This is a genomic window from Herbaspirillum sp. GW821-FHT09A12 (assembly GCF_059418325.1).
Map to the genome: position 1 here is coordinate 184553 of NZ_JBWKPR010000006.1, position 25525 is coordinate 210077.

Annotated in this window: 24 protein-coding genes; 14 read left to right on the top strand and 10 right to left on the bottom strand. The window is 65.3% G+C overall.

Annotated features, from left to right (window positions below):
* Window positions 1–147 precede the first annotated feature (147 nt).
* From AC07N6_RS15490 to AC07N6_RS15500, 3 genes are all read left to right on the top strand, one after another.
* Window positions 148–1749 (top strand): carboxylesterase/lipase family protein, encoded by a 1602-nt coding sequence (locus tag AC07N6_RS15490; RefSeq protein ID WP_494782273.1) that lies wholly within the window; start codon window positions 148–150, stop codon window positions 1747–1749.
* 101 nt (window positions 1750–1850) lie between these two features.
* Window positions 1851–2786 carry a DMT family transporter gene (locus AC07N6_RS15495; protein WP_494782272.1) on the top strand — a complete coding sequence of 312 codons (936 nt, stop codon included), beginning with the start codon at window positions 1851–1853 and terminating at the stop codon, window positions 2784–2786.
* Between the two features lie 18 nt (window positions 2787–2804).
* Window positions 2805–4115 carry a DUF2863 family protein gene (locus tag AC07N6_RS15500; protein ID WP_494782271.1) on the top strand — a complete coding sequence of 437 codons (1311 nt, stop codon included), beginning with the start codon at window positions 2805–2807 and terminating at the stop codon, window positions 4113–4115.
* A 26-nt stretch (window positions 4116–4141) separates the two neighbouring features.
* Here the strand turns inward: AC07N6_RS15500 and AC07N6_RS15505 are convergent, their stop codons facing one another.
* The 4 genes from AC07N6_RS15505 to AC07N6_RS15520 form a co-directional block, all read right to left on the bottom strand.
* A complete protein-coding gene (locus AC07N6_RS15505; protein WP_494782270.1) occupies window positions 4142–4471 on the bottom strand; it encodes a hypothetical protein in 330 nt (109 codons plus the stop codon).
* Window positions 4472–4670: 199 nt separating this feature from the next.
* Complete coding sequence (gene amaB, locus AC07N6_RS15510) at window positions 4671–6203, bottom strand: L-piperidine-6-carboxylate dehydrogenase (protein WP_494782269.1); 1533 nt, start codon at window positions 6201–6203, stop codon at window positions 4671–4673.
* 36 nt (window positions 6204–6239) lie between these two features.
* Window positions 6240–7319 (bottom strand): DUF1338 domain-containing protein, encoded by a 1080-nt coding sequence (locus tag AC07N6_RS15515; protein WP_494782268.1) that lies wholly within the window; start codon window positions 7317–7319, stop codon window positions 6240–6242.
* The gene (locus AC07N6_RS15520; RefSeq protein WP_494782267.1) at window positions 7285–8466 is read right to left on the bottom strand and encodes a saccharopine dehydrogenase C-terminal domain-containing protein; all 1182 of its coding nucleotides are present in this window, start codon (window positions 8464–8466) and stop codon (window positions 7285–7287) included. Before AC07N6_RS15520 ends, AC07N6_RS15515 begins: the two co-directional genes overlap by 35 nt.
* 394 nt (window positions 8467–8860) lie before the next feature.
* Here AC07N6_RS15520 and AC07N6_RS15525 point away from each other — a divergent pair, with 394 nt between their 5' ends.
* Window positions 8861–9703 carry a transporter substrate-binding domain-containing protein gene (locus AC07N6_RS15525; protein WP_494782266.1) on the top strand — a complete coding sequence of 281 codons (843 nt, stop codon included), beginning with the start codon at window positions 8861–8863 and terminating at the stop codon, window positions 9701–9703.
* Window positions 9704–9811: 108 nt separating this feature from the next.
* Here the strand turns inward: AC07N6_RS15525 and AC07N6_RS15530 are convergent, their stop codons facing one another.
* Genes AC07N6_RS15530 through AC07N6_RS15540 form a run of 3 tightly spaced genes read right to left on the bottom strand, consistent with a single transcriptional unit; the run spans window position 9812 to window position 11751 of the window.
* Window positions 9812–10258, bottom strand: a complete 447-nt coding sequence (locus AC07N6_RS15530; RefSeq protein ID WP_494782265.1) for an Lrp/AsnC family transcriptional regulator — start codon at window positions 10256–10258, stop codon at window positions 9812–9814.
* Between the two features lie 29 nt (window positions 10259–10287).
* Window positions 10288–11064 carry an amino acid ABC transporter ATP-binding protein gene (locus AC07N6_RS15535; RefSeq protein ID WP_494782264.1) on the bottom strand — a complete coding sequence of 259 codons (777 nt, stop codon included), beginning with the start codon at window positions 11062–11064 and terminating at the stop codon, window positions 10288–10290.
* Window positions 11065–11085: 21 nt separating this feature from the next.
* Window positions 11086–11751 (bottom strand): amino acid ABC transporter permease, encoded by a 666-nt coding sequence (locus tag AC07N6_RS15540; RefSeq protein ID WP_494782263.1) that lies wholly within the window; start codon window positions 11749–11751, stop codon window positions 11086–11088.
* A gap of 421 nt (window positions 11752–12172) precedes the next feature.
* Here AC07N6_RS15540 and AC07N6_RS15545 point away from each other — a divergent pair, with 421 nt between their 5' ends.
* Window positions 12173–12958 carry an SDR family NAD(P)-dependent oxidoreductase gene (locus AC07N6_RS15545; RefSeq protein WP_494782262.1) on the top strand — a complete coding sequence of 262 codons (786 nt, stop codon included), beginning with the start codon at window positions 12173–12175 and terminating at the stop codon, window positions 12956–12958.
* Window positions 12959–12984: 26 nt separating this feature from the next.
* Window positions 12985–14250 carry a D-amino acid dehydrogenase gene (locus AC07N6_RS15550; protein ID WP_494782261.1) on the top strand — a complete coding sequence of 422 codons (1266 nt, stop codon included), beginning with the start codon at window positions 12985–12987 and terminating at the stop codon, window positions 14248–14250.
* Between the two features lie 32 nt (window positions 14251–14282).
* Here the strand turns inward: AC07N6_RS15550 and AC07N6_RS15555 are convergent, their stop codons facing one another.
* Window positions 14283–14726, bottom strand: coding sequence for a hypothetical protein (locus AC07N6_RS15555; protein ID WP_494782260.1), 444 nt, complete (start codon window positions 14724–14726; stop codon window positions 14283–14285).
* Window positions 14727–14939: 213 nt separating this feature from the next.
* Here AC07N6_RS15555 and AC07N6_RS15560 point away from each other — a divergent pair, with 213 nt between their 5' ends.
* Complete coding sequence (locus AC07N6_RS15560) at window positions 14940–15518, top strand: cell division protein FtsI (protein ID WP_494782259.1); 579 nt, start codon at window positions 14940–14942, stop codon at window positions 15516–15518.
* Between the two features lie 86 nt (window positions 15519–15604).
* Here AC07N6_RS15560 and AC07N6_RS15565 read toward each other — a convergent pair whose 3' ends face one another.
* Window positions 15605–16270 carry a flagellar basal body L-ring protein FlgH gene (locus AC07N6_RS15565; protein WP_494782258.1) on the bottom strand — a complete coding sequence of 222 codons (666 nt, stop codon included), beginning with the start codon at window positions 16268–16270 and terminating at the stop codon, window positions 15605–15607.
* A gap of 340 nt (window positions 16271–16610) precedes the next feature.
* Here AC07N6_RS15565 and folE point away from each other — a divergent pair, with 340 nt between their 5' ends.
* Entirely contained in the window at window positions 16611–17327 is a 717-nt protein-coding gene (gene folE, locus AC07N6_RS15570) for a GTP cyclohydrolase I (RefSeq protein ID WP_494782257.1), read from the top strand.
* Window positions 17328–17456: 129 nt separating this feature from the next.
* Window positions 17457–17882 carry a BLUF domain-containing protein gene (locus AC07N6_RS15575; protein WP_494782256.1) on the top strand — a complete coding sequence of 142 codons (426 nt, stop codon included), beginning with the start codon at window positions 17457–17459 and terminating at the stop codon, window positions 17880–17882.
* 44 nt (window positions 17883–17926) lie between these two features.
* On the opposite strand, the gene AC07N6_RS15580 is transcribed toward AC07N6_RS15575, so the two are convergent.
* On the bottom strand, window positions 17927–19354 hold the full coding sequence (locus AC07N6_RS15580; RefSeq protein WP_494782255.1) for an MFS transporter: 1428 nt from the start codon (window positions 19352–19354) through the stop codon (window positions 17927–17929).
* Window positions 19355–19589: 235 nt separating this feature from the next.
* On the opposite strand from AC07N6_RS15580, the gene AC07N6_RS15585 reads away from it, so the two are divergent.
* The 5 genes from AC07N6_RS15585 to AC07N6_RS15605 all read left to right on the top strand — a co-directional run bounded on the left by AC07N6_RS15585 (window position 19590) and on the right by AC07N6_RS15605 (window position 25262).
* Complete coding sequence (locus AC07N6_RS15585; RefSeq protein WP_494782254.1) at window positions 19590–20834, top strand: ArgE/DapE family deacylase; 1245 nt, start codon at window positions 19590–19592, stop codon at window positions 20832–20834.
* Window positions 20835–21282: 448 nt separating this feature from the next.
* The gene (locus AC07N6_RS15590) at window positions 21283–22761 is read left to right on the top strand and encodes a HAMP domain-containing sensor histidine kinase (protein ID WP_494782253.1); all 1479 of its coding nucleotides are present in this window, start codon (window positions 21283–21285) and stop codon (window positions 22759–22761) included.
* Window positions 22751–23251 carry a hypothetical protein gene (locus AC07N6_RS15595; RefSeq protein ID WP_494782252.1) on the top strand — a complete coding sequence of 167 codons (501 nt, stop codon included), beginning with the start codon at window positions 22751–22753 and terminating at the stop codon, window positions 23249–23251. Before AC07N6_RS15590 ends, AC07N6_RS15595 begins: the two co-directional genes overlap by 11 nt.
* Window positions 23252–23302: 51 nt before the next feature.
* Entirely contained in the window at window positions 23303–24676 is a 1374-nt protein-coding gene (locus AC07N6_RS15600) for a sigma 54-interacting transcriptional regulator (RefSeq protein ID WP_494782251.1), read from the top strand.
* Window positions 24677–24908: 232 nt separating this feature from the next.
* On the top strand, window positions 24909–25262 hold the full coding sequence (locus AC07N6_RS15605; RefSeq protein WP_494782250.1) for a BON domain-containing protein: 354 nt from the start codon (window positions 24909–24911) through the stop codon (window positions 25260–25262).
* Window positions 25263–25525: the final 263 nt, after the last annotated feature.

The following is a 25525-nucleotide window of genomic DNA, read 5'->3' on the forward strand; positions in this document are numbered from 1 at the left end:
GCATCAATGGTCATTTGGCTGGTCCGAGATGTCGTGGTTGTGTTTTGCAGTTTGGACCTTTTCATGGGCACGTTTGCGCGTGCCCATTTTTTATCCCCGACTTTGCCATCGAAAGGAAGCGATATGAAGGGCGGCCGCAGATCGTTTTTGTTGCAGGGAGCAGGGCTGGCTGCATGGCCCCTGCCGGTTTTTGCCGCCGGCGCCGAGACGCCGGCGCAGCAGCGCCGTGCGCTGACGGTGCAGGCCGCCTGCGGGGCGGTACGCGGCGCGGTGGCCGGCGGCGTCCGCAGTTTCAAGGGCATCCCTTACGCGCAGGCCCCGGTGGGGGCGCTGCGCTTCATGGCGCCGCAACCGCTACCTGCGGCCGCCGGGATACGCAATGCGTTTTCCTTCGGGCCGGCGCCCATGCAGCCCGACCGCGTGCAGGCCGGAAGCGGGCGCCATTTCATCGGCGACGCCACGCAGGGCGAGGATTGCCTGTACCTCAACGTATGGGCGCCGGATACGCCGGGGCCGCATCCGGTATTCGTCTGGGTGTACGGCGGCAGCAACGTGTATGGCGCCACCAGCCAGCCGATCTACGACGGCGGCAGTTTTGCGCGCAACGGCGTGGTGTGCGTCACCATCGGCTACCGTCTGGGCGCGTTCGGCTTCCTCGAACTGGGCGGGGTGCTCGGCGAGTCCTGGCGCGGCAGCGGCAACAACGCGCTGCGCGACCAGGTGATGGGGTTGCAGTGGGTGCGCGACAATATCGCCGCCTTCGGCGGCGACCCCGCGCGGGTGACCTTGGCCGGCGAATCGGCGGGCGGCAAGAACGTGTCGGCGCTGCTGGCCGCGCCTTCGGCGGCCGGATTGTTCGCGCAGGCCATCGTGCAAAGCGGCGGCGCGCTGACCTCGCATGCGCCGCCAGAGGCGGACAAGGTGGCCGCGCTCTTTGTGGCCGCCCTGCGCGCAGGACGGGCGGATATCGACGTGGCCACGCTGCTGCGCCAGGCCAGCCCGCAGGCGCTGTTGCAGGCCCAGGCGGCGGCGATTGCCGGCTACCCGCGCAACTTCGCCTTCAGGTCGGTGGTCGATGGCGGTTTCCTGCCGCGCTCGCCGCAGCAAATGGTGGCCGACGGCGCCTCCGCCAAGGTGCCGTTGCTGATCGGCAGCAACCGCGACGAGGCCTTGCTGTTTTTCCCGCCGCAACTGGTCGCGGCGCACCGCAAGGATCCGGCTGCCGACGCGCCCATTGCCGGACGCGAACTGGCCCAGCTCGATGCGCCGGCGATGGCGCAGGCGGCCGGCTTGTATCGGATGCGCTTTCCGCAGCAAAGCGCATTCGAGCGCCGGGTGCGCCTGCTGAGCGCGGAGGAATACTGGATACCGACCCTGCGCCTGGCGGATGCGCATGCCGCTGCCGGCGGCGTCACCTATCTTTACCGCTTCGACGAGAGCGCCAGGCAAGGGCCGTTCTCCGGTTACGCGGTGCACGCCGGCGAGCAGCCCTTCACCTGGCGCAATTTCAACGAGCCTTTCCTGGAGATGCTGTACGGCCGCGATCCGGAGGTGCCGCCCTTCGCCGATGTGGTGCATGCCACATGGATCTCCTTCATCCGCGACGGCCGGCCGCGGCACGCCCGGTTGCCGGTGTGGCCGCGCTACGATACCGACGCTCGCAGCACCATGCTGCTGGACAGCGCCGGCAGCACGGTGTGGCAAGACCCCGCCGGCGACGAGCGCAGGCTGTGGGATGGTTTGATGTAGTTCGCGCCGGCACGCCATTCGTTTCAGATTAAAATGCAGCCCTGTCCGATGCCCGCGCCGACGCCGCGGCAGGGGCGCAGGCCATCATTGACAAGGAACGAATGAGCTACACCCCCAGCCGCCCGATGGGCTACGCTTGCCTGATCCTGAGCATGTCCCTGGTGGGGGCCTATGTGGCGCTCTCCAAGCCCTTGGCGGCGGCGTTGCCGCTGTTCCTGCTGGCTTGGCTGCGTTTCGGCATCGGCGCCGTGGCCATGCTGCGCTGGATCAAGAAGCCGGCCGGCGAACCGGCGCTGACGCCACAGTCGCGCCGCCTGCTGTTCCTGGAGTCCTTCCTCGGCAATTTTCTTTTCAGCATCTGCATGATCACCGGAGTGTCGATGACCAGCGCCGTATCGGCCGGGGTGATCATGTCGTCGATTCCGGCCGTGGTGGCGCTGATGAGCTGGCTCTTCCTCAAGGAAAGGATCAGTCTGCGGGTCTGGGGCGCGATCGCCTGCGGCGTGCTCGGCATCGGCATGCTGTCCTTCGCCAAGGATACCCACGGCGGCGGCGCAGCGGCCGGCCACGGGCAATATGCCTGGCTCGGCAACGTGCTGGTGTTTTGCGCGGTGCTGTGCGAGGCCGCCTACGCCGTCATCGGCAAGAAGCTGACCTCGGTGCTCACGCCCAAGCGCATCAGCGCCATCATCAACCTGTGGGGCCTGCTGCTGATGACGCCCATGGGCTTCTACCTGGCCCTGGATTTCGATTTCGCCGCGGTGCCGGCCGACATCTGGCTGCTGTTGCTGTTCTATGCGCTGGCCGCCAGCGTGTGGACGGTATGGCTGTGGATGACCGGCCTCAAGGTGGTGCCGGCCGGCCGCGCCGGCGTATTCACCGTGATGCTGCCGGTGTCGGCGGCGCTGGTGGGGGTGCTGGCGCTGGGCGAAAAGCTCAGCTGGCTGCAGGGCGCGGCGTTCACCGTGGCGTTGGCCGGCATGCTGCTGGCCACCCTGCCCGGGCGCGCCGCCAAGAGCGGACTGCCGCCGAACTGATCTTATGCGAGGAATATCATGAACAAACCGAACCGTCCCGCGGGCAAGCCGCAACACAAGACTGCCGCCAAGCCTGCGCCCAAACCGCAAGGGCCGGCCAGGGACAAGCCCAAGGCCAAGACCCATGTCGCCACCGACGCTTCCCGTCGCCGCCAGCACAATGCCCATGCGGCATCCGAGGCGCTCGACGAAGGCGAGGAACAGGTGCGCCAACTGGCCGCGCTGGCCGCCGCCGTGGCCGCCGGCGAACCGGATGCGGCCGGCCGCCGCGTCGGCCAGGACGAACTGGAACGCATGGTCCGCAAGTGCCTGCGCCAGCGCGATGACGAAACCTTGTACGAAGCGCTGGAGCAGCTGCGCTTCGAAGACAGCCGCGGCCATGCCTTGTTGCGCGCGGTGGCGGAAGAGGTCGCCGATATCGTGTTCATGCGCCGCGGCGAGAAGGAAATGGAAATCAACGCCTTCCTGATCCCGTTCCTGGCGCGTACCCGGGGCGGCTTGCAGGCGGCGCGCGTGTTCACCGATGGCGATGCCTTCGACACGCTGCGCGCCAGCTTGCAGGACGCCGGACTGGAAAGCCCGCAAGCCCGCGTGGTGCTGGTGCACCACCTGTACCACCCGGACGAGATCGGCGCGCTGACCTATAGCGATGTCGATGCCATGAACCGCGATGCGTTCGCCTCGCTGACCGATAAGAAGGTGATGAGCGTGCCGGCCATCGAGCGCAGCATGCGCGGCTGGCCGGCCAATGATTTTGCGGCCGACGATGAGGCGCTGGAGTTGCGCTTCCTGCTCGGCTTCGCCCTGAAGGACCTGGACGATCCCTTCTACGCAGTGCCGCAGGACGAGGCCGCCGCCGACGCCTACTTCGAACGGCGCGCCGAACGCTTTCGCGCCTGGGCCGACAAGCACACGCCGCTGATGCAGCACTGCCTGACCGGCAAGTCCGGCGACGAGGCGCGCTGCCAGCTGCACTTCATGTACCAGGATCTGTTCCACGGCGCCAAGCAGACCGGCAATGCGGAATACGGCACGCTGCAGATGATGTCGGAGCTGGAGCACGGCCTGGCGCAGTCAGGCGCGGCCGCCGCCGATGCCATCGCGATCTTCGCGCTGGCAGATGAAGACGGCGAGAGCGTATTGCAGGTGCAACTGCGCGCGGCCGGGCAAGTGCTGGCGCAAGCGGCGCGGGTGCTGGAGGGCGACCCGCATGAGCAACTGGCCGATGCCGCCGATGCGGTCGCCACGCTGGGCGTGACGCGATTCAGGCTGGCCGACGGTTTTGCCGCCGATGGCAGCGTGCAGCGCGAGCGCGACTTCCCGGCCTGAGTGTGCGGCCGGGGCCGGCTATCGGCTCAATCGAGCAGCGCCTGCAGGCTGATGCCTTTGGGCTGGCAGCGGAAATACAAGTCGACCTGCATCGGCCGCCAGCCGCGCACCAGTTGCCGCAGGTCGGCATTCATCTGCTGCTTGCCGCAGAAGTCATTGGCTTTTTCCTTGGCGGCGGCGGTCAGCGCGGGTATCGACATGGTGTAGCTCACGCCGGTGGCGGTGACCATGAACATGTCGCGTTGCTCGGATTGCACTTCGCTGAAATTGGCGCAGCCGGCCAACGTGCCGGCGCCGATGCAGGCAGCCAGCCAGCTACCGGCGCGCCGGCGCCGGGATGGATGTGGTGTGCGCATGAGATTCCCCCTCTTGCTATGCGTATCGCCGCAGCATTGTTGCCGCGGAGAACGAGACGCAGGAAGCACAGCGTAAGCTTGGGCGGGCCGGGGCAGGGGGCTTCTTACCCGGATTTACGCGGATGGCGTTGCTGTTAAAAAAGCGCCGGGATTTGCAAGGATGCAGTCGTACTGCTGCACTGTCGCCGCCGGGCCGGCATCACGCGATGTCGAACTTCACGCCCTGCGCCAGCGGCAAGGCGCCGCTGTAGTTGATGGTGTTGGTGGCGCGCCGCATGTAGTTCTTCCACGCATCCGAACCCGACTCGCGGCCGCCGCCGGTTTCCTTCTCGCCTCCGAAGGCGCCGCCGATTTCGGCGCCGCTGGTGCCGATGTTGACGTTGGCCAGCCCGCAGTCGCTGCCCAGCGCCGACATGAACAGCTCTGTCTCGCGCACGTCATTGCTGAAGATGGCGGAAGACAATCCCTGCGGCACCGCGTTGTTCAAATCGATGGCTTCGTCGATATCCTCGTAGTCGACCAGGTAGAGGATGGGCGCGAAGGTCTCGGCATGCATGACCCCGCTTTGGCGAGGCATGCGCACCAGCGCCGGTTGCACATACCAGCTCGCGGAGGCCGCCTGCGCCGCGCCGACCGGCACGCGTTCGCCGCCGATGACCGTGCCGCCTTGTTCACGCGCGGCGCGCAGCGCGTCTTGCATCGCTTCATAGGCGCGACGGTCGATCAGCGGGCCGACGAGATTACCTTCCTGGCGCGGGTCGCCCACGGCCAGTCGGGCATAGACCTGGGTCAGGCGCTCATGCAGGCGGTCGGCGATGCTGCGGTGGACGATCAGGCGGCGCAGCGTGGTGCAGCGCTGCCCGGCGGTGCCCACCGCGGAAAAGACGATGGCGCGCAACGCCAGTTCGAGGTCGGCGCTGGGCGTGACGACCATGGCGTTGTTGCCGCCCAGTTCCAGCAGGCTGCGGCCCAGGCGCTGCGCCACGCTCGCCGCGACCTTGCGCCCCATGGCGACGCTGCCGGTGGCGCTCACCAGCGCCACTTGCGGCGATTGCGACAGCGCTTCGCCCAACGCCGCGCCGCCCAGCAGCAGGCCGCACAGTTCTGGCGGCAATAATCCGGGGTGGCCGCGTTCGAAGCGCGCCACGGCTTCATCGAAAGCGCGCATCACGGCCAGGGCCGTCAGCGGCGTCTTCTCCGATGGCTTCCAGACCACGCTGTCGCCGCATATCAATGCCAATGCGGCATTCCAGGCCCACACCGCGACCGGGAAATTGAACGCGGTGATCACGCCGCATATGCCCAGCGGGTGCCAGGTTTCCATCATGCGGTGGCCGGGGCGTTCGCTGGCGATGGTCAGGCCATGTAGCTGGCGCGACAGGCCGGTGGCGAAGTCGCAGATGTCGATCATCTCCTGCACCTCGCCGATGCCTTCGGACTTGATCTTGCCGGCTTCCAGCGTCACCAGCGCGCCCAGCGCGGTACGCCGCTCGCGCAAGACCTCGCCCAGCAGGCGCACCAGCTCGCCGCGCAGCGGCGCGGGCGTTTTGCGCCATTGAAGAAAGGCCGCATGGGCTTGACTGATGGCGTGCTGCGCATCTTCGCCGGTGTGTTCGCGCAGGCGCGCCAGGCGGCTGCCGTCGCAGGGCGAATGGACGCTGAGCGTGCCATCGATGCGGTCGAGCGCGGCGGCGTCAAGGCCGCAGGCGTTGAGGATGTCGGCGCTGGTCATCGTGTTCTCCCGGTCTTTGTCGGTTGCTTCGGTCGCTTACATGCCGCCGCTGGCGGTCATCTTGAAGATGCCTTGCGCATTGCCGCTGTCGAAGCTGAGGTCCAGGCGTTGCACACCCTGTTCGTCGATGTAACGGTCGCGCGAGATGAATTCGTAGAAAGAACCCGGCACCGCCTTCTGCACCACCGCGCCATGCTCATCGCGCATCGGGCGCTGCACGGTGCAGGCGCGATAGGCGGTTTGGCGCACACGGCCGTTGCGCGAGACTTCGATCTTGTCCTTCATCGGCCGCCCCAGCGCGCGTTGCCGTTCGGCCACCGCTTCCACGTCCGGCACGCGGTCGGTGGCGTGGTTGAAGACATTGCCCTCGGTGGCGATCCAGGCCATCTCGGCGGACTCCGCGCGCAGCCTTTCATACTCGGCCAGGCTGGGCAGTTCGTGCTGGCGTTCGAAGCACGACAGCAGCACCGGCAGCAAGGCTTGCGCGGCCGCCAGCGGCAGTTCGCCGTCGGCTTCCAGTTGTGCCAACAAGGCCTTGGCATCGTCGCCGAGCGGGTCGCGCGAGGTGCCGATGACGCGGCCGACGATGGCCTGAAACTCCGGCGAGAAGCGATCCGCGTGCAATTCGCTGACGAAGAACTGGGCGATCTCTTCGGGCGCATCGGCATGGCCGTAGGTGCGGCCGGTCATGCCGATGCGTTCCAGCGGATAGAGGCCGTTCTGCACATAACCCAGCGGACGCAGGATGCGGGTGATGGCGGTTTCGCCCGGCGGCAGCAGGCCGGTGTTGGCGGCCTGCACCGTGCGCAGCGCGCCGTGGTCGAAGTGCATGCGCTCGCCCGCGGCCATGGCGTCGGCCACGTAGGCGGCGGCGTCCGGCACTTCCTGCAGCAGCTTTTCGAACAGCAGCATGTTGAGCGCCTGCGCCAGTTCCAGCCGGCTCACTTCCGCGCGCGCGGGCTTGAGGGTACAGGCCGGCACATGCAGCGCGCGCAGCAGGAAATCGATTTGCTGCGAGGAGCGTTGCGTGCGCAACAGGCCGATGAGCTGCGCATCGGCGATGGTGGCATCAATGGCCACATCATGCGGCAAGCGGTTGGCGGCTGGGGTGGTCATGCGGTTCTCCCTGGGATGCGATAGGGGCAGTGTAACTCCGCCGCGCCGGATGTTCAGGCGCCGCTTCTCCCGCGTCATTGCCGGCATACGCGCGGCCGAAGCGGTTGCCTAGCAGATCCGGCAAGGCGATCTGCTCCTGGCGGATGAAGCCGCGCTGCGGCAGCCGGCCGGCGACGAACAGGTCGAGCGCGGCGCATACGCCGGCGGCGGTGGTGATCTGGATCGCGCTCTCATGCACGTCATCGGCTTCGTGCGCGAACACCTTGCGGCTGAACACGCGCTGCAGGTATTGGCCGTTGCGGTGGCCGCTGACGGTGACGAACACCAGCACCACATCCTGCATGGTGGCCGGCACGGCATTGCGCAATATGTCTTTCAACAGCGCCGGTCGCTCCTTCAGGCGCAGCCCTTCCAGCAGGAAGCGCAGCAGGTCGCGATGGCCGGGGTAACGCACCGATTTGTAGTCGAGGTTGGCGGCGCGCCCGGCCAGCGTCGCGCACAGCGTGCCCAGGCCGCCGGAGGTGTTGAAGGCCTCGTACTCGACGCCGTCCAGCGAGAAGTGTTCCAGGCCTTCCAGCGGCTGCACTTCCTGCAGGCGGCCATCGCGGATCGCCTCGCAGGGATGGCAGTACTCGTTGACCAGCCCGTCCACGCTCCAGGTCAGGTTGTACTTGATCTCGTTGGTGGGGAACTCCGGCAGCGCGCCGACCCGCATCTTGATTTCCGCGATGTCGTCGAACGCCTGCGCCAGATGGTGCGCGGCAATGCCGATGAAACCCGGCGCCAGCCCGCATTGCGGCATGAAGGCGGATTCGGCGTCCTGCGCCAGCTGCATGATGCGGCGCGTGGCCTGCACATCTTCGGTCAGGTCGAAGTAATGCACGCCGGCCGCGCGCGCGGCTTCGGCCACAGTGATGGCCATGTGCCAGGGCAGGGCGTTGATGACGGCGTCGCCGCGCGCCAGCAGGGCCTGCAGGCAGGCGGCATCGCTGAAGTCGGCGCATTCGGTGGCGACGCCCAGTTGCGCCAGCGGCGTCAGCGCCGCCGCGTCGCGGTCGGCGGCCAGCACCTCATAGTCGCCGCAGGCGTGCAGGCGGCGTGCGATGGCCAGGCCGATGTGGCCGGCGCCGAGCAATACGATCTTCATGGCGGCTCCTTTTTCGATGTTCCCTGTAGCGCATTCTAGGCAAAGGTTCATACGATAAAAAGATGAAGATTGACGTTGAAATGGTGGTTTTGCTGACGTTTTGTTCTATATGAAAATACAAAACGTCGAATTATCCGCAATCGTCCCGGCAAAGGCCGGGGCCCGGCTTGCGTCCGGACGACGATCTGCCGGATGCGGATTCTTCCTGGTTTCCCGTTGGTTGGGAGGGCGGGGCCGGTGGATCTCCGGAGGACGCCGCAACAACAAATTTCATCCGGCAATTGCCCACGCACCCGCCCGCGCCTGGGCTAAAATCAACGGCGCTGTCCGGCTGTTTGCCGGACATATTTTTGACGCACAACAGTCGCCGCCATCCGCCAAACAGGGAGAATCCATGACCAACCGCCGCAGTTTCATCGCCAACGTCGCCGGCCTCGCCGCCGCGTCGTACCTGCCCAATGCCTTCGCGCAAGCCGCCGCGCCGGCTTCCACCGAAGCCACCTTCGCGCGCATCCAGCGCACCAAGACCCTGCGCATCGGCGCGGTGCGCGGCGCGGCGCCGTACTACAACAAGGACCTGGCCAGCGGCGAGTGGGGCGGCTTCATGATCGACTTCGCCAAGAGCCTGGCGGCCAGCCTGAACGTCAAGCTGGACATCACCGAAACCACCTGGGGCAATTCGGTGCTGGACCTGCAGACGCGCAAGATCGACATCTTCTTCGGCATGAACCCGACCCCGGCGCGGCGTGAAGTGATCGGCTTTTCCGAACCGCTGTTCCTGAACGCCTTCACCATCGTCTCCAAGAAGGAATACAAGACCTGGGCCGACCTGAACAAGCCGGAAGTGAAGATCGCCGTGGACATCGGTTCCTCGCACGACCAGATGATCTCGCGCGTGTGCCCCAACGCCACCATCGTGCGCCTGGAAAAGGCCGACGACGCCACCCTGGCGCTGCAGACCGGCCGCGTCGACGTGCAGGTGCTGGTGTGGCTGCTGTCGCTCAACATCCTCAAGAAGAACCCGTCGCTGGGCAAGATGTACGTGCCGCTGCCGCTGGAAGCCACTTCCACCAACATCGGCGTGCCCAAGGAAGACGACAAGGCCTGGGTCGAGACCATCAATAAGTGGATCGTGGCCGAACGCAATGCCGGCAAGATCAAGCCGACCGTGCTGGGCAACCTGCAGAAGTTCTCCGGCGTGAAGCCGGAGGACGTGCCGCCGCAGATTCCGCTGTAATCGAATCGGGGCGGCCTGACGCATAGCCATGGCCGCATACGACAAGCCCCGCGCTCGGATGAGCTGCGGGGCTTTTTTTCGGATGCGGGAGAGACGGCCTGCGCGGGATCAGCGCTCGATCTTGCGCGCCAGCACGATGGAGGTGGTGGTGCGGGTGACGCCGTCGATTTCGCCGATCTCGTCGAGCAGCTGGTCGAGCCGTTCGGCGGAGGAGGCGCGCAGCCAGGCGACGTAGTCGAATTCGCCGGAGACCGAACATAGCAGTTCGATCTCGGGCATGCGCTTGAAGCGCTTCAAGACGTCGCGCGCGGCCTTGGCCTCGACTGTGATGCCGACATACGCGCGCAGCGCGTTGTCGGTCACTTCCTGGCCCAGCTTGACGGTGTAGCCGGCGATGATGCCGTTCTTTTCCAGCCGGGCCAGGCGCGCCACCACGGTGGTGCGCGCCACGCCCAGCTTGCGCGCCAGGTTGGCCACGCTTTCGCGCGCCGACACCTGCAGCAGCGCGATCAGGTTGCGGTCGGTGTCGTCGAGGGTGTCGAGCCGCGTTTTCATGTGGTCGCTATGTGGGCGATCATGGACGGTCAGGCGTTGAAGCGCGCCAGGAACGCCTGGGTCGCCGCCTGTTGCGGGTTGTCGATGACCTGCGACGGCGGGCCGGCTTCCACCACCACGCCATCGCGCATGAACACCACCTGGTCGGCCACTTCGCGCGCGAAGGCGATCTCGTGGGTGACCAGGATCATGGTCATGCCGTCGGCTGCCAGGCTGCGGATCACGTTCAGGACTTCACCTACCAGTTCGGGGTCGAGCGCCGAGGTGGCTTCGTCGAACAGCATCACGTCCGGCTGCATGGCCAGCGCGCGGGCGATGGCGATGCGCTGCTTCTGGCCGCCGGAAAGCTTTTGCGGATACATGTCGGCGCGTTCGGCCAGGCCGACTTTCTGCAGCAGCGCCAGGGCCTTGGCGCGGGCTTCGGCCTTGGGCGTGCGCAGCACGGTGAGCATGCCTTCCATCACGTTCTCGAGCGCGGTCATGTGCGGGAACAGGTTGAAGTGCTGGAACACCATGCCGGTGCGGGCGCGGAAGCCGGCCAGCTCCTTGTCCTTGGGCAGGCGCGCTTGCTTCCCGTTCTTGCTGTCGAAGTCGAAGTGGCGCTCGCCGATGCGCACCGAACCCTGGTCCGGCACGGTCAGCAGGTTCAGGCAGCGCAGCAGGGTCGACTTGCCCGAGCCGGACGGCCCGATCATGGCGACCACGCAGCCGCGGTCAATCTGGATGGAAATGTCCTTGAGCACCACATGGTCGCCGAAGGCCTTCTTGAGGTTGCTGATCTGGATCATCGAATTGCCGTTGCTCATCATTGGTTCCTTAAGCGTTCCTTAACCGTGCTGCGCCGACAGGCGGGTTTCCAGGCGCTTGGCCCAGATGGTGGCGGGCAGCAGGATCAGGAAATAGATGATCGCGACCAGGGTATAGATTTCCAGCGGGCGATAGGTCTCGTGGGCGATGATCTGGCCCTGGTAGAGCAGGTCGGGCACGGCCAGCACCGACAGCAGCGAGGTGTTCTTCAGTTGCATGATGGACTGGTTCACCAGCGGCGGGGTCATGCGCTTGAACGCCTGCGGCAGGATCACGCGCTTCATCAGCTGGAAGCGGGTCATGCCCAGCGCCCAGCCGGCTTCGGACTGGCCGACATCGATCGAGACGATGCCGCCGCGGATGATTTCCGAGTAGAACGCACCGCCATACAGCGCCAGCGACAGCATGGCGGCGGTGCCGGCCGACATCTCGATGCCCAGCAGCACCGGCAGCGCGTAGTAGAACCACACCAGCTGCACCAGCACCGGGGTGCAACGGAACACTTCGACGAAGGCGCGCAGCGGCCCCGAGATGAACGGGTTGGAAGAGAGGCGGCCGAGGCCGACCGCCAGCCCGACCAGGAGGCCCAGCGCGATACAGGCCACGGTATAGCCCAGCGTGTAGACGAAGCCGATGCCGATGATGCTCCTGAATTGCCAGAGCGAGCCGAAGTCCCATTGATACATCTGCGGTTTTCCTTCAATACGATTCAATATGAACCAGAGGCCTGGTTCGGAGCGGGCGGGATGCGGGGTGTCCAAGCATGATCCATGCCGCAAGGCCACGGTTTCGGGCATGGGCCGCTGTCGCTGGCAAGTCTCGGGAAGGCATGGGGGAGGGCACGGATATCTTTTATAAGGATTGCATGGTCGCAACCCGCGAATCCGGCAATTGTAATGGAGAACGGCCGGCGGCGGACACATCCGGGCCATGCCGGATCGGCTTGGCGCCCCACGCCGTTACGGCGTTTGGTGGCGTTCGGTTGAAACGCATCCCGCGCCTGTTGATGAAATGAGTTCTAAAATAGCGCACTCGCTGCGACGTGCTTGAATACGCCGCCCGCCGGCTTTCCCAGCGATTGGGAAAGCGCCCAATCCGACAACGACCATGAGCCAGATTTCCCCTTCCCTCCCTTCCGCCGATGCGCACCGTACCATCCTCATCACCGGCGCCGCGCGCGGCATCGGCGCGGCGGTCGCCGTCTCGGTGGCCAGGCCCGGCGTGTCGCTGGTGCTGCATGCGCGCAGCGACTCCGCTGAACTGCAAGCCACCGCGCAGCGCTGCGGCGAACAAGGCGCACGCTGCGTGCTGGCCTTGGGCGACATGGCCGAGCCCGGCACCGCGTCATTGCTGCGCGATACGGCGCTGGATGAGTTCGGCCGGCTCGATGCGCTGGTGGCCAATGCCGGCTTCGCCGACCGCAAGCGTATCGGTGAACTGTCGGATGCCGACTGGTCGCGTTCGCTCGATGCGCTGCTCTCGGGATTCTTCCGGCTGACGACCGCCTGCAAGGAGGCATTGCAAGCGTCCGGCTCGGGGCGGGTGGTGGCGGTCAGTTCCTTCGTGGCGCATGTATTCCGCTTGGGCGAATCGGGCTTTCCGGCATCGGCCGCGGCCAAGGCCGGCATCGAGGCGCTGGTGAAATCGCTGGCGGTGCAGCTGGCGCCGGCCGGCGTCACGGTCAACGCGGTCGCGCCCGGTTATGTGCAAAAAAGCGACCCGGCCAAATCGGCCATCGACCCGGCTGCCTGGCAGGCCGCGCTCGACCGCATCCCGTTGCGCCGCTTGGGGCAGCCGCAGGAGATCGCCAATGTCATCGGCTTCCTGCTCAGCCCCGCGGCTTCCTATGTCACCGGCCAAATCTGGCATGTGGACGGCGGACTGACCCTTTAACTCATCTATCCATCTCTGAGAACACCATGCGCATCATCGTGCTTGGCGCCGGCATCGTCGGCGTCACCACCGCTTATTTTCTCCGCGAGCGCGGCCATGAGGTCACCGTGGTCGAACGCCGTGCCGACGTGGCGGCCGAGACCAGTGTCGGCAACGCCGGCCACGTCTGTCCCTCCTACGCCACGCCCTGGGCGGCGCCGGGCATGCCGGCCAAGTCGCTCAAGTGGTCGCTGCAGAGCTGGCTGGGCATCGAAGCCGCGCTGCGGTTTACGCCGCGGCTGGACGCGCACCAATGGAAGTGGCTCAAGACCTTCCTGGCGCAATGCACGCCTGAGCGCTATGCCGTCAACAAGGCGCGCATGGGCCGCCTGGCGCGTTACAGCCACTCGCAGTTGAAGCAGATCCGCGAGCGCCTGGACATCCAGTATGAGCAGACCAGCGGCGGCAACCTGCAGTTGTTCCGTAGCCAGGAAGGGGTGGACAACGCGGGCTTGTCGACCAGGGTGCTGGCCGAGGCCGGGGTGCCGTTCGAGCTGCTCGATGGCGACGGCTGCGTGGCCTTCGACCCGGGTTTGCGCGCGGCGCGCAATGAATTGAAGGGCGGGCTGCTGCTGCCCATGGATGAGACCGGCAACTGCCCGCTGTTCGCCCGCGCGCTGGCGGCGTGGCTCAAGACGCAGGGCGTGGCGTTCCGCCTGTCGACGACGGTGGAAGGCATCGAGGTCGCCGGCGGCCGGGTGGCGGGGGTGCGCACCAGCGCCGGCACGCTGCAGGCCGATGCCTATGTGGTGGCCTGCGCCGCCGCATCGGTGCCGATGTTGAAGCCTTTGGGCCTGGATCTGCCGATCTATCCGGTCAAGGGCTACGCCATCACGGTGCCGGTGGCCGACCCCGACGGCGCGCCCAGGAGCGGCGTCATGGATGAGTATTACAAGGTGGCGATCACCCGCATGGGCAAGCACATCCGCGCGGCCGGCACGGCCGAGATCGGCAGCTGGGACACCAAGGTCACGCCGCGCGACTGCGCCACCGCGATCAAGTCCTTGAAGAACCTTTATCCCAACGGGGCAGACCTGGCCAGGGTCGAATACTGGGCCGGCCTGCGGCCGATGACGCCGGACGGCGCGCCGCTGATCGGCAAGACGCCCTATGCCAACCTGTGGCTCAATGCCGGGCACGGGTCGAACGGCTGGACCACGGCCTGCGGTTCCAGCCGCATCATCGCCGACAAGATCGCCGGCGTGGCGACCGATATCGAAAGCGATGATCTGGAGCCGCAGCGGGCGATCTGAGCCTGGCGCCGCGCAGCGGATCTACACGTTGGTCAGCGATCGAACAGCGCGTCCACGTTGTCGCCGTTGCTGAAAGCGCTGATGGCCCAACCGGCCGGCGTCTTGTAGAAGATGAACTGCCAGGGAATGGCCTGCTTCTCGGTCTTCTCGATATAGGTCAGCTTGAGCAGCGAGTCGCCGACCTTCTCCGAACGGATGAATTCGTAACCGACTGAATTGCCGACCTGCGCTTCGATCGCCATGCGCGAGCTGCGCGCGTTGACGCGGGCCGCCTCCAGCGCGCGGATGTCGATCAATGCGTAAGGCGACATCGCGCCGTAGGCGTCGTCGGTGCGGCCGGCGCCGGCCTGCGCCATGATCTTGTCGGCCAGCGGCCGGATCTCGCTTTCGGAGGCCAGCGTATCGGCGTGGGCGGTGTGGCAGATGCCGGCCAGCGCGAGGGCGGCAAGCAGCGGGCGCGGGATGGATGGCTTCATTCGGATCTCCTGTGGACAAGGGAACATCGTGCGGGGGCATTGTGCCATGGCGCGCGCAGGCGGGAAATGTAGGCGGAAAATGCCGGCTGTAAAGCATGCGCGGACGCAGCGTAAATCAAGGTAAAACAAGCCTGGCGCGGGAATCCGCGCGGATATGATATCCAGCCTGGAGCCCGTGTCTGTCGAACTGGGTTCCGTTCCGGGGGGAGCATCATGCGCACCATCATTTCCGCTACATTGCTGGCATCGTCATTGTCGGGTTGCATCGTGATGTCGTCCAATCCGCTGGTCGATGCCGCCAGCGTGGTCGGATACGCCGCATCCGGCGTGAAGGGGATGACGCCCAATCCGCCGATCAATCCCGTCGTCTACAGCAAGGACCCGATCCGCGAAATCTGCATCGAGTGGAACGGCGCCCTGGCCTTGAGCGATTTTGTGCCGGGCTTGCAGATTGAACTGCAAAAGCACGGCGTGTCGAGCCGCGTGTATGACGCCGGCACCCAATCCGTCGGTTGCCCGGTGACGCTGACCTATGTCGGCTACGTCAAATGGGACACCAAGGTGTTCTCCGATGCCTATACCCCTTACCTCACCTATGCCGCCCTGACGCTGCGCCGCGATGGCCGCGTGCTGGGTTCGGCCCAATACCGCATCGGCTCCTTCGGGCAGGACAAGTGGGCCAGCGTCAACGACAAGCTGGGCCCGCTGGTGGATGCGCTGTTGCCGGGCAACCCCGCGATCATCGCCGACAACTCGCCGCAAGGCGTCAAGAGCGCCAGCGGCGGCTACTGAACTTCACCAGGCAACATGAAGAACGGCAACCTCGGTTGCCGTTCTTGCGCGCGCCGTCGCGGCGCGCATGCCGGCCACGCGCCGGCTTACCAGATCGTCAGCAGGCGGCGGAAAAACCCGCTGTCCGTGCTGGCGTCCGCGACCGTGCCGCCGCCCACTTGCTCCAGGCGCGCATCGGCCACGTTGGCCGACGCCACCACGCCGCCGCGGATGTCGCGCGTACGCACCACGCCGGAGAAGCGCAGCGTGTTGACGTTGCTGTTGATGCCGATGCGCTTTTCCCCCGCCACCACCAGGTTGCGGTTGGGCAGCACTTCGACGATGGAGACCATCAGCGTGCCGGTCATGGTGTTGCTGTTGCTGGTGTCGCCGGAGCCCTTGAACGTATTGCTGCCGGCGGCCGAATAGTTGGCGTCATACAGTTGGGTAAACAGTCCGCCCAGCGGCGCCGATGAGCCGGGGCCCTTCTGCGACAGGGTGGTGTCGGTGCTGTTGGTGGTGGCCGACTTGTTGCTGCCGCTGATGGATTCGGAGATGTCGATCTTGATGATGTCGCCGACGTTGTAGGTGGTCGGCTCCTCGAACAGCTGCGCGCTGGAGACGCGGAAGATGGCGCCGTTGTTCTCGACGTTGGCCACCGGATAGGATGGTCGTACGCTGGTCGGGCCGCTCACCATCGGCGCCGGGCTGTAGCAGGCTGACAGCGATGCGGCCAGCGCGCATGCGCCGGCCAGACGATATTGGAACTTCATGGCGATCCCCCCCGAGAATTGACGGCCGGACTGGACTGTCTGGCGCTACCGAGCGCCGGCGGCATATGTGCAATACGCGGCGGCTCGTGTTGCGGATAATGTTCGCGAACGGTGTAAGCGGGGGTTAATCCGGTGTAAATGCCTGCAAACAAAAATCAGCCATGGTCAAGCCGCGGAAATGCCGGGTATTTGCGGCGTATTTCTCATGCAAGCGGTGCCCGCCGACGGATGTTCCGGAGGTTCGTGGCGGCCGCCGCGCCTGATGGGATGTCCTTTTCGGGGCATAATGGCGGTTATTCCACCGATACGGCGGGCCCGTCCGGGGCACCCGCACCCAATCATGGCAACAGAAAAAAACCAGCCCAGCGTGCATGAGCAACTCGTGTCGGCACGCATCCGCGAGCGCATCAAGGCCGCCGGCGTGCGCTTTCACGCCAACGACAATATCGCCGCCTTCATCGAAGACGGCGAGCTGGAACAGCTGCAGGCTGAAGTGCAGGGCAAGCTGGCGGCGGTGCTGGAAAGCCTCGTCATCGATGTCGAGAGCGACCACAATACCCAGGACACCGCCAAGCGCGTGGCCAAGATGTATCTCAACGAAGTCTTCCGCGGCCGTTACCAGGCGCCGCCGGCGGTGACCGAGTTTCCCAACATCGAGCGCCTCAATGAACTGATGATTGTCGGCCCGATCACCGTGCGCAGCGCCTGCTCGCACCACCTGTGCCCGATCATGGGCAAGGTGTGGGTGGGGGTGATGCCCAACGAGCATTCCAACCTGATCGGCCTGTCGAAGTACGTGCGCCTGCTGGAGTGGGTGATGAGCCGCCCGCAGATCCAGGAAGAGGCGGTGTCGCAGGCGGCCGACCTGCTGATGCAGAAACTGCAGCCGGACGGCCTGGCCATCGTGATGGAAGCCGACCATTTCTGCATGCACTGGCGCGGCGTGAAGGATATGGAGTCGAAGATGATCAACAGCGTCATGCGCGGCTCCTTCTTGCGCGACGCCAACCTGCGGCGCGAATTCCTGGCGCTGATTTCCCAACGTCAACGAGGTTAGAACTCATTGCGTGAACAGGCGTGAGATGTGTTCTGCCCAGAAAGGGCGCTGGCGGCGTTGCGCGCCTTGCACTTCATCCCAAATGGGGTAAGCTCGCACTCAGGCCTATTCATCAAATGAGTTCTCATTATGTTAGTTCGTCTGATCTATGCAAGCCGCGCACACAGCCCGATTTCCCACGAGGTGGTCGAGGCCATCCTGGCCAGCGCGCGCAAGCACAATCCCCGGCAGGGGATCACCGGCGTGCTGTGCTACAGCGAGGCCATCTTCGTGCAGGTGCTGGAGGGCGGGCGCGACCAGGTGAACCAGATGTATGGCCAGTTGCAGCGCGACGAGCGCCATCACGACCTGGTGTTGCTGGGGTATGAGTCGATCGACGAACGGCAGTACTCGTCATGGACCATGGGCAAGATCCGGTTGGACAAGATCAATCGTTCGCTGCTGCTGAAATATTCGGTGTGCGGCGAACTGAATCCTTACCTGGTCTCCAATTGCGCCACCGTGGCGCTGCTCAACGAGCTGGCCTCGACCGCGGCCTTCACCCAGCGCGACTGAGCCCGGCCATGCCGGATGGCGTTGCCGCCATCGGTTTTCTTGCCTTATTTTTTCAGCGGCGGCGCATACGGGTTCTTGGTCAGCAGACGCAGGAAGCTGGCCAGGCAGGCCGCGCCGGCGAAGGCGGCGCCGCAACCCAGCGCGAAACGCGATCCCTGGCTTTCCGACAGATTGAAGCACAGCGCCACCAGTGCCGCGCCGATGCTTTGGCCCAGCAAGCGCGCCGTGGCCACGATGCCGGAAGCGCCGCCGCTGCGGTGCGGCGGCGCGCTGGTCATCAGGGCTTTCAGGTTGGGCGACTGGAAGAAGCCGAAACCCATGCCGCACAACAGCATGCGCCAGCTGATTTCCCACACGCTGGGCGCGGCCGGCATGAAGGTCATCGACAACAGGCCCGCACATAGCAGCGCCAGGCCGATGCCGCCGAGGATGCCGGCCGGATAATGGTCGGACATGCGGCCCGCGATCGGCGCCATGATGGCCACGGCCACCGGCCACGGGGTCATCAGCAGGCCGATTTCGACCTGGCTGCGGCCGAGGTCGTGGTGGAAGAAGAAGGGCAGCGAGACGAAGGCCAGGCCTTGCGCGGCGAAGGAACACACGGCGGTGATCGCCGACAGCGAGAACATGGGGTGGCGGAACAGGTCGACCGGCAGCATCGGCGCCGGGTGCAAGGCCTCGCGGCGCAGCAGGAACAGCCCGCATACGATGGCCGCCGCCAGTTCGATGCCGACTACGCTGGCCTGGGCCTGGTGCGCGCCTTCGCCGATGGCCAGGATCAGCAGGCCGAAGGCGGCGGCATTGAGCAGCGCGCTGCGCACATCGAATGCATGTTTGGACAGCGCGGTGTGCGGCAGCGAAGGCAGCGCCAGCACGATGGCGACGATGCCCAGCGGCACGTTGACCGCGAACAGCCACGGCCACGGCGCGATGGCGAGGATGCCGGAGGCGACGCTGGGGCCGACGGTGAAGGCGATGGCCACGATCAGCGTGTTCAGGCCGACGCCCCGGCCCAGCGAGCGGGTGGGATAGATGAAGCGGATCAGCGCGGTGTTGACGCTCATGATCCCGGCCCCGCCCAGTCCTTGCAGGAAGCGGGCGATGACCAGCGTGGGCAGCGACCACGCGACCGCGCACAGCAGCGAGGCGGCGGTAAACAGCACCAGTCCCCAGACGTAGATGCGGCGATAGCCGACGATTTCGCCCAGCGCCGCCAGCGGCAGCAGCGACACCATCATGGCCAGCTGGTAAGCGGTGACGATCCAGACCGAGCCTGCCGGCGTGGTATTGAGGTCCAGCGCCATGGCCGGCAGGGCGGTATTGGCGATGGCGGTGTCCAGCGTGGCCAGGCCGACGGCGATGAGCAGCGTCATGATGGCGCGGCCGCGTTGTTCGGGCGGCAGGCCTTCGCCGGCGATGACCAGGTGATGGGCGGGTTCGGCGGCGCCGGTGGATGAGGGCAGCGATGACATGTGGTTGGGCGAGGTAGGGCGGTATGCCTGCTAGCGGCAAGGTGCGCCGCTTGTCTGTTGATATAGAAGAGCCTGTTTCCGGCATTGGCTCCGGCCGGCCCTCGGTTGAGGCGGCGTTCAATGATAGCGGGGAAACGCGGGGTTTGCTGGCGACGGTGCCTGCTGGCGGGATGGTGCGCTATGATGGCGGTTTGCGCCGGCGCGGCCGGCGCGTTTTGATGATGGAGTCGCAAGCATGTCCAATAAGCAGTTGTCGCAGCGCCTGTGTGCATGGATCGACCAGCATTTCGATGAGGAAGTCGGCGTCCTGCAGCAGCTGATCCGCATTCCCACCGATACCCCGCCCGGCAACAACGCGCCGCATGCGGATGCGGTGGCCGAGCTGGTCAAGGCCTGGGGCTGGAATGCCGAAAAGCATGCGGTGCCGCAGCAGCAGGTGGCCGACTACGGCATGCAAAGCGTGACCAACCTGATCGTGCGTCGCCCTTACGCCGCCGGCGGGCCGACCGTGGCGCTCAATGCCCACGGCGACGTGGTGCCGCCGGGCGAGGGCTGGCGCCACGATCCCTACGGCGGCGAGATCGCCGACGGCCGCATCTACGGCCGCGCGTCGGCGGTTTCCAAGAGCGACTTCGCCAGCTATATCTTCGCGGTGCGCGCGCTGGAGGCGCTGGGCGTCGATCTGCGCGGCGCGCTGGAACTGCATTTCACCTACGATGAAGAGTTCGGCGGCCTGCTCGGCCCCGGCTGGCTGCTGGAGCAGAAGCTGACCAAACCTGACTTCGTGATCGCGGCCGGCTTCAGCTACAACATCGTCACCGCCCACAATGCCTGCCTGCAGTTTGAAGTCACCGTCAATGGCAAGGCGACTCACGGCTCCATGCCCGAAACCGGCCACGACGCCTTGCAGGCGGCAACCGCCATTCTCAATGCCATCTATGCGGCGGTACCGGGCCTGAAGGATATCCGTTCGGCGATCCCCGGCATCAGCCACCCGACCATGATCGTCGGCCGCATCGACGGCGGCACCAACACCAACGTGGTGCCGGGCAAGGTGGTGCTGAAGATGGACCGGCGCATGATCCCGGAAGAGGATCCGGCGCAGGTCGAAGCCGGCGTGCGCAAGATGATCGAGGATGCGGTGGCCGGTTTGCCCGGCATCCGGGTCGAGATCCGCCGCCTGCTGCTGGCGCGCGCGCTGCGCCCGCTGCCGGGCCACGAGAAGCTGGTCGACAGCCTGTTGCGCAATGCGCAGGAAGTCATGGGCGAGACGCTGGCCACCAACGGTTCGGCGCTGTATACCGATGCGCGCCTGTATGGCGAGCATGGCATCCCGGTGGTGCTGTTCGGCGCCGGCCCGCGCACGCTGATGGAATCGAATGCCAAGCAGGCCGATGAGAACCTGGCGCTGGACGACTTGAAGAAGGCCACCAAGGTAGTGGCCATGACGCTCCTGGACTTCGTCGGCCCGCAGGCTTGAGGGCGTCGTCCGGCCCGATCGGCGCCATCGGCCGATCGGGCCATTGTCATGACGGCCTCGCCGCTTGGCCCGGGATACATGCGTTGCCGATATGACAACGCATAGAAATTTTTCTGGAAAGCTCATCTTGATTACAATGGGAGCCCGCATCAGGCTTTCCTGCGGCAGCTGTCGACCGATAACAAACAAAAGAGCGATGGCGTGCCGGAGGGACGGTCCGGATGCGAAGCAGGGCTGAGAACCTTGTTCGCACTTCCCGCTGGAGCCGTTCAACGGCCCTTCAGGCCGGTTGCGGCATCCAGGCCACACGGTTTGCCTGGGTTTTGTACCTCGCCCTTATCCTGAAAGCGTATTTGTACGGCCCTTCGGAGAGCGCTTCGGCAGGTTTCCGAGAGGGCATGAATGCCAGGATGTCACCGAAAATCTTGTGAGGATCCTAATCAATCGCATGCAGAACGCCATCGAGCACACCTCTAATCTGGCGACACAGCCTGCCGCCAGGCCCGGCTATCTTGGATTGTCGTTCCGGCAGTTGCTGCTGGCCGCGTTCCTGCTGATCGCCGCGCTGTTGAGCGGTACCTCCGTCCATGCGTTGTTTACGCTGGACCGCATGGCCACCAACAGCAGCGACACGGCGCGCCAGGCGGTGCAACTGACCGAGGCCGCGCAACGCCTGGCCGAGCGTACCGTGGCGATGGAACGCAGCGCGCGCCAATACCTGGTGCTGGACGATCCGGCCTTCCGCGACCGTTTCGTGGAGGCGCGCGACCAGGCCAGGGAAGCGTTGGGCGAGCTGTCCGATTCGTTGCCGATGGCGCCGCGCGACATCTTCAGCCAATGGGGCGTATATGCCGACGAGGCGGCGGCCGTGCTGGATTCCGAATCGCGCAAGGACAAGTCCGAACAGTTGAAGGTGTTCCAGGACTTCGCCCGCCTGCCGCCGTTGAACGAGCGCGTGTCGCAGGAAAGCCGGCTCGAAGTCGAGCGCCGCAACAACGCGCTCTCGGCCGCGCTCGAACAGCAGCGCCAGATGCTGACGTTGCAAGTGGTCGGCGCCATCCTGCTGGCGGTGTTGCTGGCGTTTTGCTTCGGGCTGTGGCTGTCGCGCCCGCTGGCGCAGCTGGAGCATGCCATCGGCCGCCTGGGCGATAACCGTTTCGACCAGCATATCGAGGTACACGGCCCGGCCGACATTCGCCGCCTGGGCCAGCAACTGGACTGGTTGCGCCAGCGCCTGGCGGACCTGGAGGCGGAGAAGTCGCGTTTCCTGCGCCATGTATCGCACGAGTTGAAGACGCCGCTGTCGGCCTTGTGCGAAGGGGCGGCGCTGCTGGACGATGGCGTGGCCGGCGAGCTCTCCGACAACCAGCGCGAGATCGCCCGCATCCTGCGCCAGAATACGCAGTCGCTACAGACGCAGATCGAGGACCTGTTGCGCTATAACGAGGTTTCCTTCGATGCCCAGCATATCCAGCCGGTGCCGGTCGACCTGCGTGCGCTGCTGCACAAGGTGATCGACGACCAGCGCCTGCAATGGCTGGCGCGCGAGCTGAAGGTGGAGATCGAAGGCGCCGCGCGCACGGTGGTGGTCGATCCGGAGAAGATGGCGATCGTGCTGGGCAACCTGCTGTCGAACGCCGTGCGCTTCAGCCCGAAAGGCGGCTTCATCCGTTTCTTGCTGTCCGATGCGCCGGGGATGGTGCGCGTAGAATGCATCGACCAGGGCCCCGGTGTGGCGCCGACCGACGCCAACCGTATCTTCGAACCGTTCTACCAGGGTTTGCACCAGCCGACCGGCGCGCGCCGCGGCAATGGCATCGGCCTGTCGGTGGTGCGCGAGTATGTGCAGGCGCACAGCGGCTATGTGCAGTTGATGCCGTGCGAGAGCGGCGCGCATTTCAGAATCGAGTTGCCTGATGAAAAATAAAATCCTGCTATTGGCCTGCTGTCTTTTGCTGGCGGCTTGCGCTGCGCAGCCGGATGCGCCGACCTCTAATATCAAGCTGATCCACGCCGCCAGCAACACCGATGAGCTGCTGGCCTATAACGCGGTGCTGCGCAAGATGCCGGCGGCCGAGCTGGGGCGCGAACTGCAGCGCATCAACGCTTATCCGGCCAGCCCTTCCAACAACGTGCGGCGCGCCATGGCGCTGTCGATGACGCGCGATCCGATCGATCTGGCCAAGGCCGAAGCCCAACTGTGGAACGTCATGGCCGATAACAGCGTCGAAGCGGAGAAGCTCAAGCCGTTGGTTCAGCTGTTGGTCAGCTCTTACGCCGATTTGCGCCGCGTGGCCGACAACGCCGAGAAGTCGTCCATCCAGCTCAAGGAGGCGCAACGCAAGGTGGACCAGCTCAACGACAAGCTTGAGGCCCTCAAGAACATCGAACGGAGCCTGCCGGCCGGCGGCAAGTAACAGCGCCATCTCCCGTCGGGCCCGTTCCCCATATCAGGAACAGGAGCCCCGATGGGACATTCTTCCCCCTTATTGCTGGTCGACGACGATCCCGACCTGTTGCGCCTGCTGACGCTGCGCCTGAAGGCCAGCGGCCATCGCGTGGTCGCCGTGGAAAGCGCCGAGGCGGCGCTGGCGCAACTGGCCATCGCGCTGCCGTCGCTGGTGATCACCGATGTCCGGCTGCCGGGCATGGACGGCCTGGCGCTGTTCGATGAGATCCGCAGCCGCCATCCGACCTTGCCGGTGATCCTGCTGACCGCCCACGGCACCATTCCCGACGCGGTCGAGGCCACCACGCGCGGGGCCTTCGCCTACCTCACCAAGCCTTTCGACGGCACGCTGTTGCTGGAGAAGGTCGCCCAGGGCCTGAGTCTTTCCGCCCCGGCGTTCGAAACGGAAGACCAGGCCTGGCGAGCCGACCTGATCAGCCGCAGCCAGCGGGTCTCGGAATTGCTGGCCGAGGCGCGGCTGGTGGCGGCATCGGATGCCAGCATCCTGATCCGTGGCGACAGCGGGACCGGCAAGGAACTGCTGGCGCGCGCCATCCACCGCGCCAGCCAGCGTGCGGACAAGCCTTTTGTCGCGGTCAATTGCGGCGCCATTCCCGAGCAGTTGCTGGAGTCCGAACTGTTCGGCCACGTGAAGGGGGCGTTCACCGGCGCGATGGACAGCCGGGAAGGCCTGTTCCAGGCCGCCGATGGCGGCACGCTGTTCCTGGATGAGATCGGCGATATGCCGATGCCCTTGCAGGTCAAGCTTTTGCGCGTGCTGCAGGAGAAGACGTTGCGCCAGGTCGGCGCCAACCAGTCCAGTAGCGTGGATGTGCGCATCATCTCGGCTACCCATCGCGACCTGGAGGCGGCGATGGCCGAGGGGCAGTTCCGGGAAGATCTTTATTACCGGCTCAATGTGGTGGCGCTGCACCTGCCGTCGCTGGAAGAGCGGCGTGAAGACATTGCGCTGCTGGCCAACCATTTCCTCAAGACGACCGCCGCCAAGTATGCCAAGCGCCTGGCCGGCTTCGCGCCCGATGCGCTGGAACTGTTGAGCCTGGCGCATTGGCCGGGTAACGTGCGCCAGCTCTATAACGTAGTGGAGCAGGTTTGCGCCTTGTCGACCGCGCCGCTGATCCCGGCGTCGCTGGTGCAGCGTGCCTTGCATGCGCCGACGCTGGATCTGCTGCGCTATGCCGAGGCCAAGCAGAAGTTCGAGCGGGATTACCTGATCCGCCTGTTGAAGTTGACCGACGGCAATGTGTCGGATGCCGCCCGGCTGGCCGATCGCAACCGCACCGAGTTCTATCGGCTGTTGCAAAAGAATGGACTTGATCCACGGATGTTCAGGGGCGGAGAGGAGAGTGTCATTGCCGAGCGACAGGCATGATTCCTTATAAATCAATGACTTAGCTTATTTCGGCAGATGACCCTGTCGCCTTGAGGAGACGGAAAGCAGGGATATGGACGGTCCTGGAGCGCATGTATGGCGGGGGACTTTCTCCTAAGTCATTGAAAATATTGGAAAAGTGAGTGGGTGGCATGGGGATTGCGAAGAACAGGGCAGGCGGCGCCTTTTTAGGCGCCCACCGTTTTTCTTCTCTATATATAAGGAACCCATCATGGAAAAGACCAAGTTCATTGCCAGGCTGGTTGCCGCATCTTTCCTCGCGGCCGTTGCTGCGGCGCCGGCCGCGCGGGCGGCAGACACTGCCGATACCGGCGGTTCGCCCAAGAGCACCCAGAAAGCCGGCGCCTATATAGACGACTCCGTTATTACCGCCAAGGTTAAGGCGGCACTGGTGGGGGACAAGCAGGTATCGGCCATGAAGATCAAGGTGACGACCAAGGACGGCGTGGTGACGCTCAAGGGGGCGGTGCCCAGCGCTGAAGTCGGCCAGCATGCATTGCAGTTGGCCGCCGGGGTCGAAGGCGTGCAGGATGTGAAGAGCGAACTTACCGTCAAGGCCGGCTGAAGAAGTGAATTGAGCAGGCAGAAAAAGAGCCGGGGCCGTCCCGTCAGGGGCAGCCCCGGCTCTTTTTGAATTATTCACTCGTGGTGCCGCTTGCCGCCAAGCCAGTGCTGGCGCGGGTTTGGCGGTGAAGGCGAAGTAGGTTGGAAGGAGTTGGGTAAATTATTTTTCATTATTTTTAAAAAAGTACTTGCGTGGGTTGAGGTGGGTTGCTATAGTTCGCCCCCTGCTGACGCGACACACGAAGCGACGAGAAAAACGAAGCG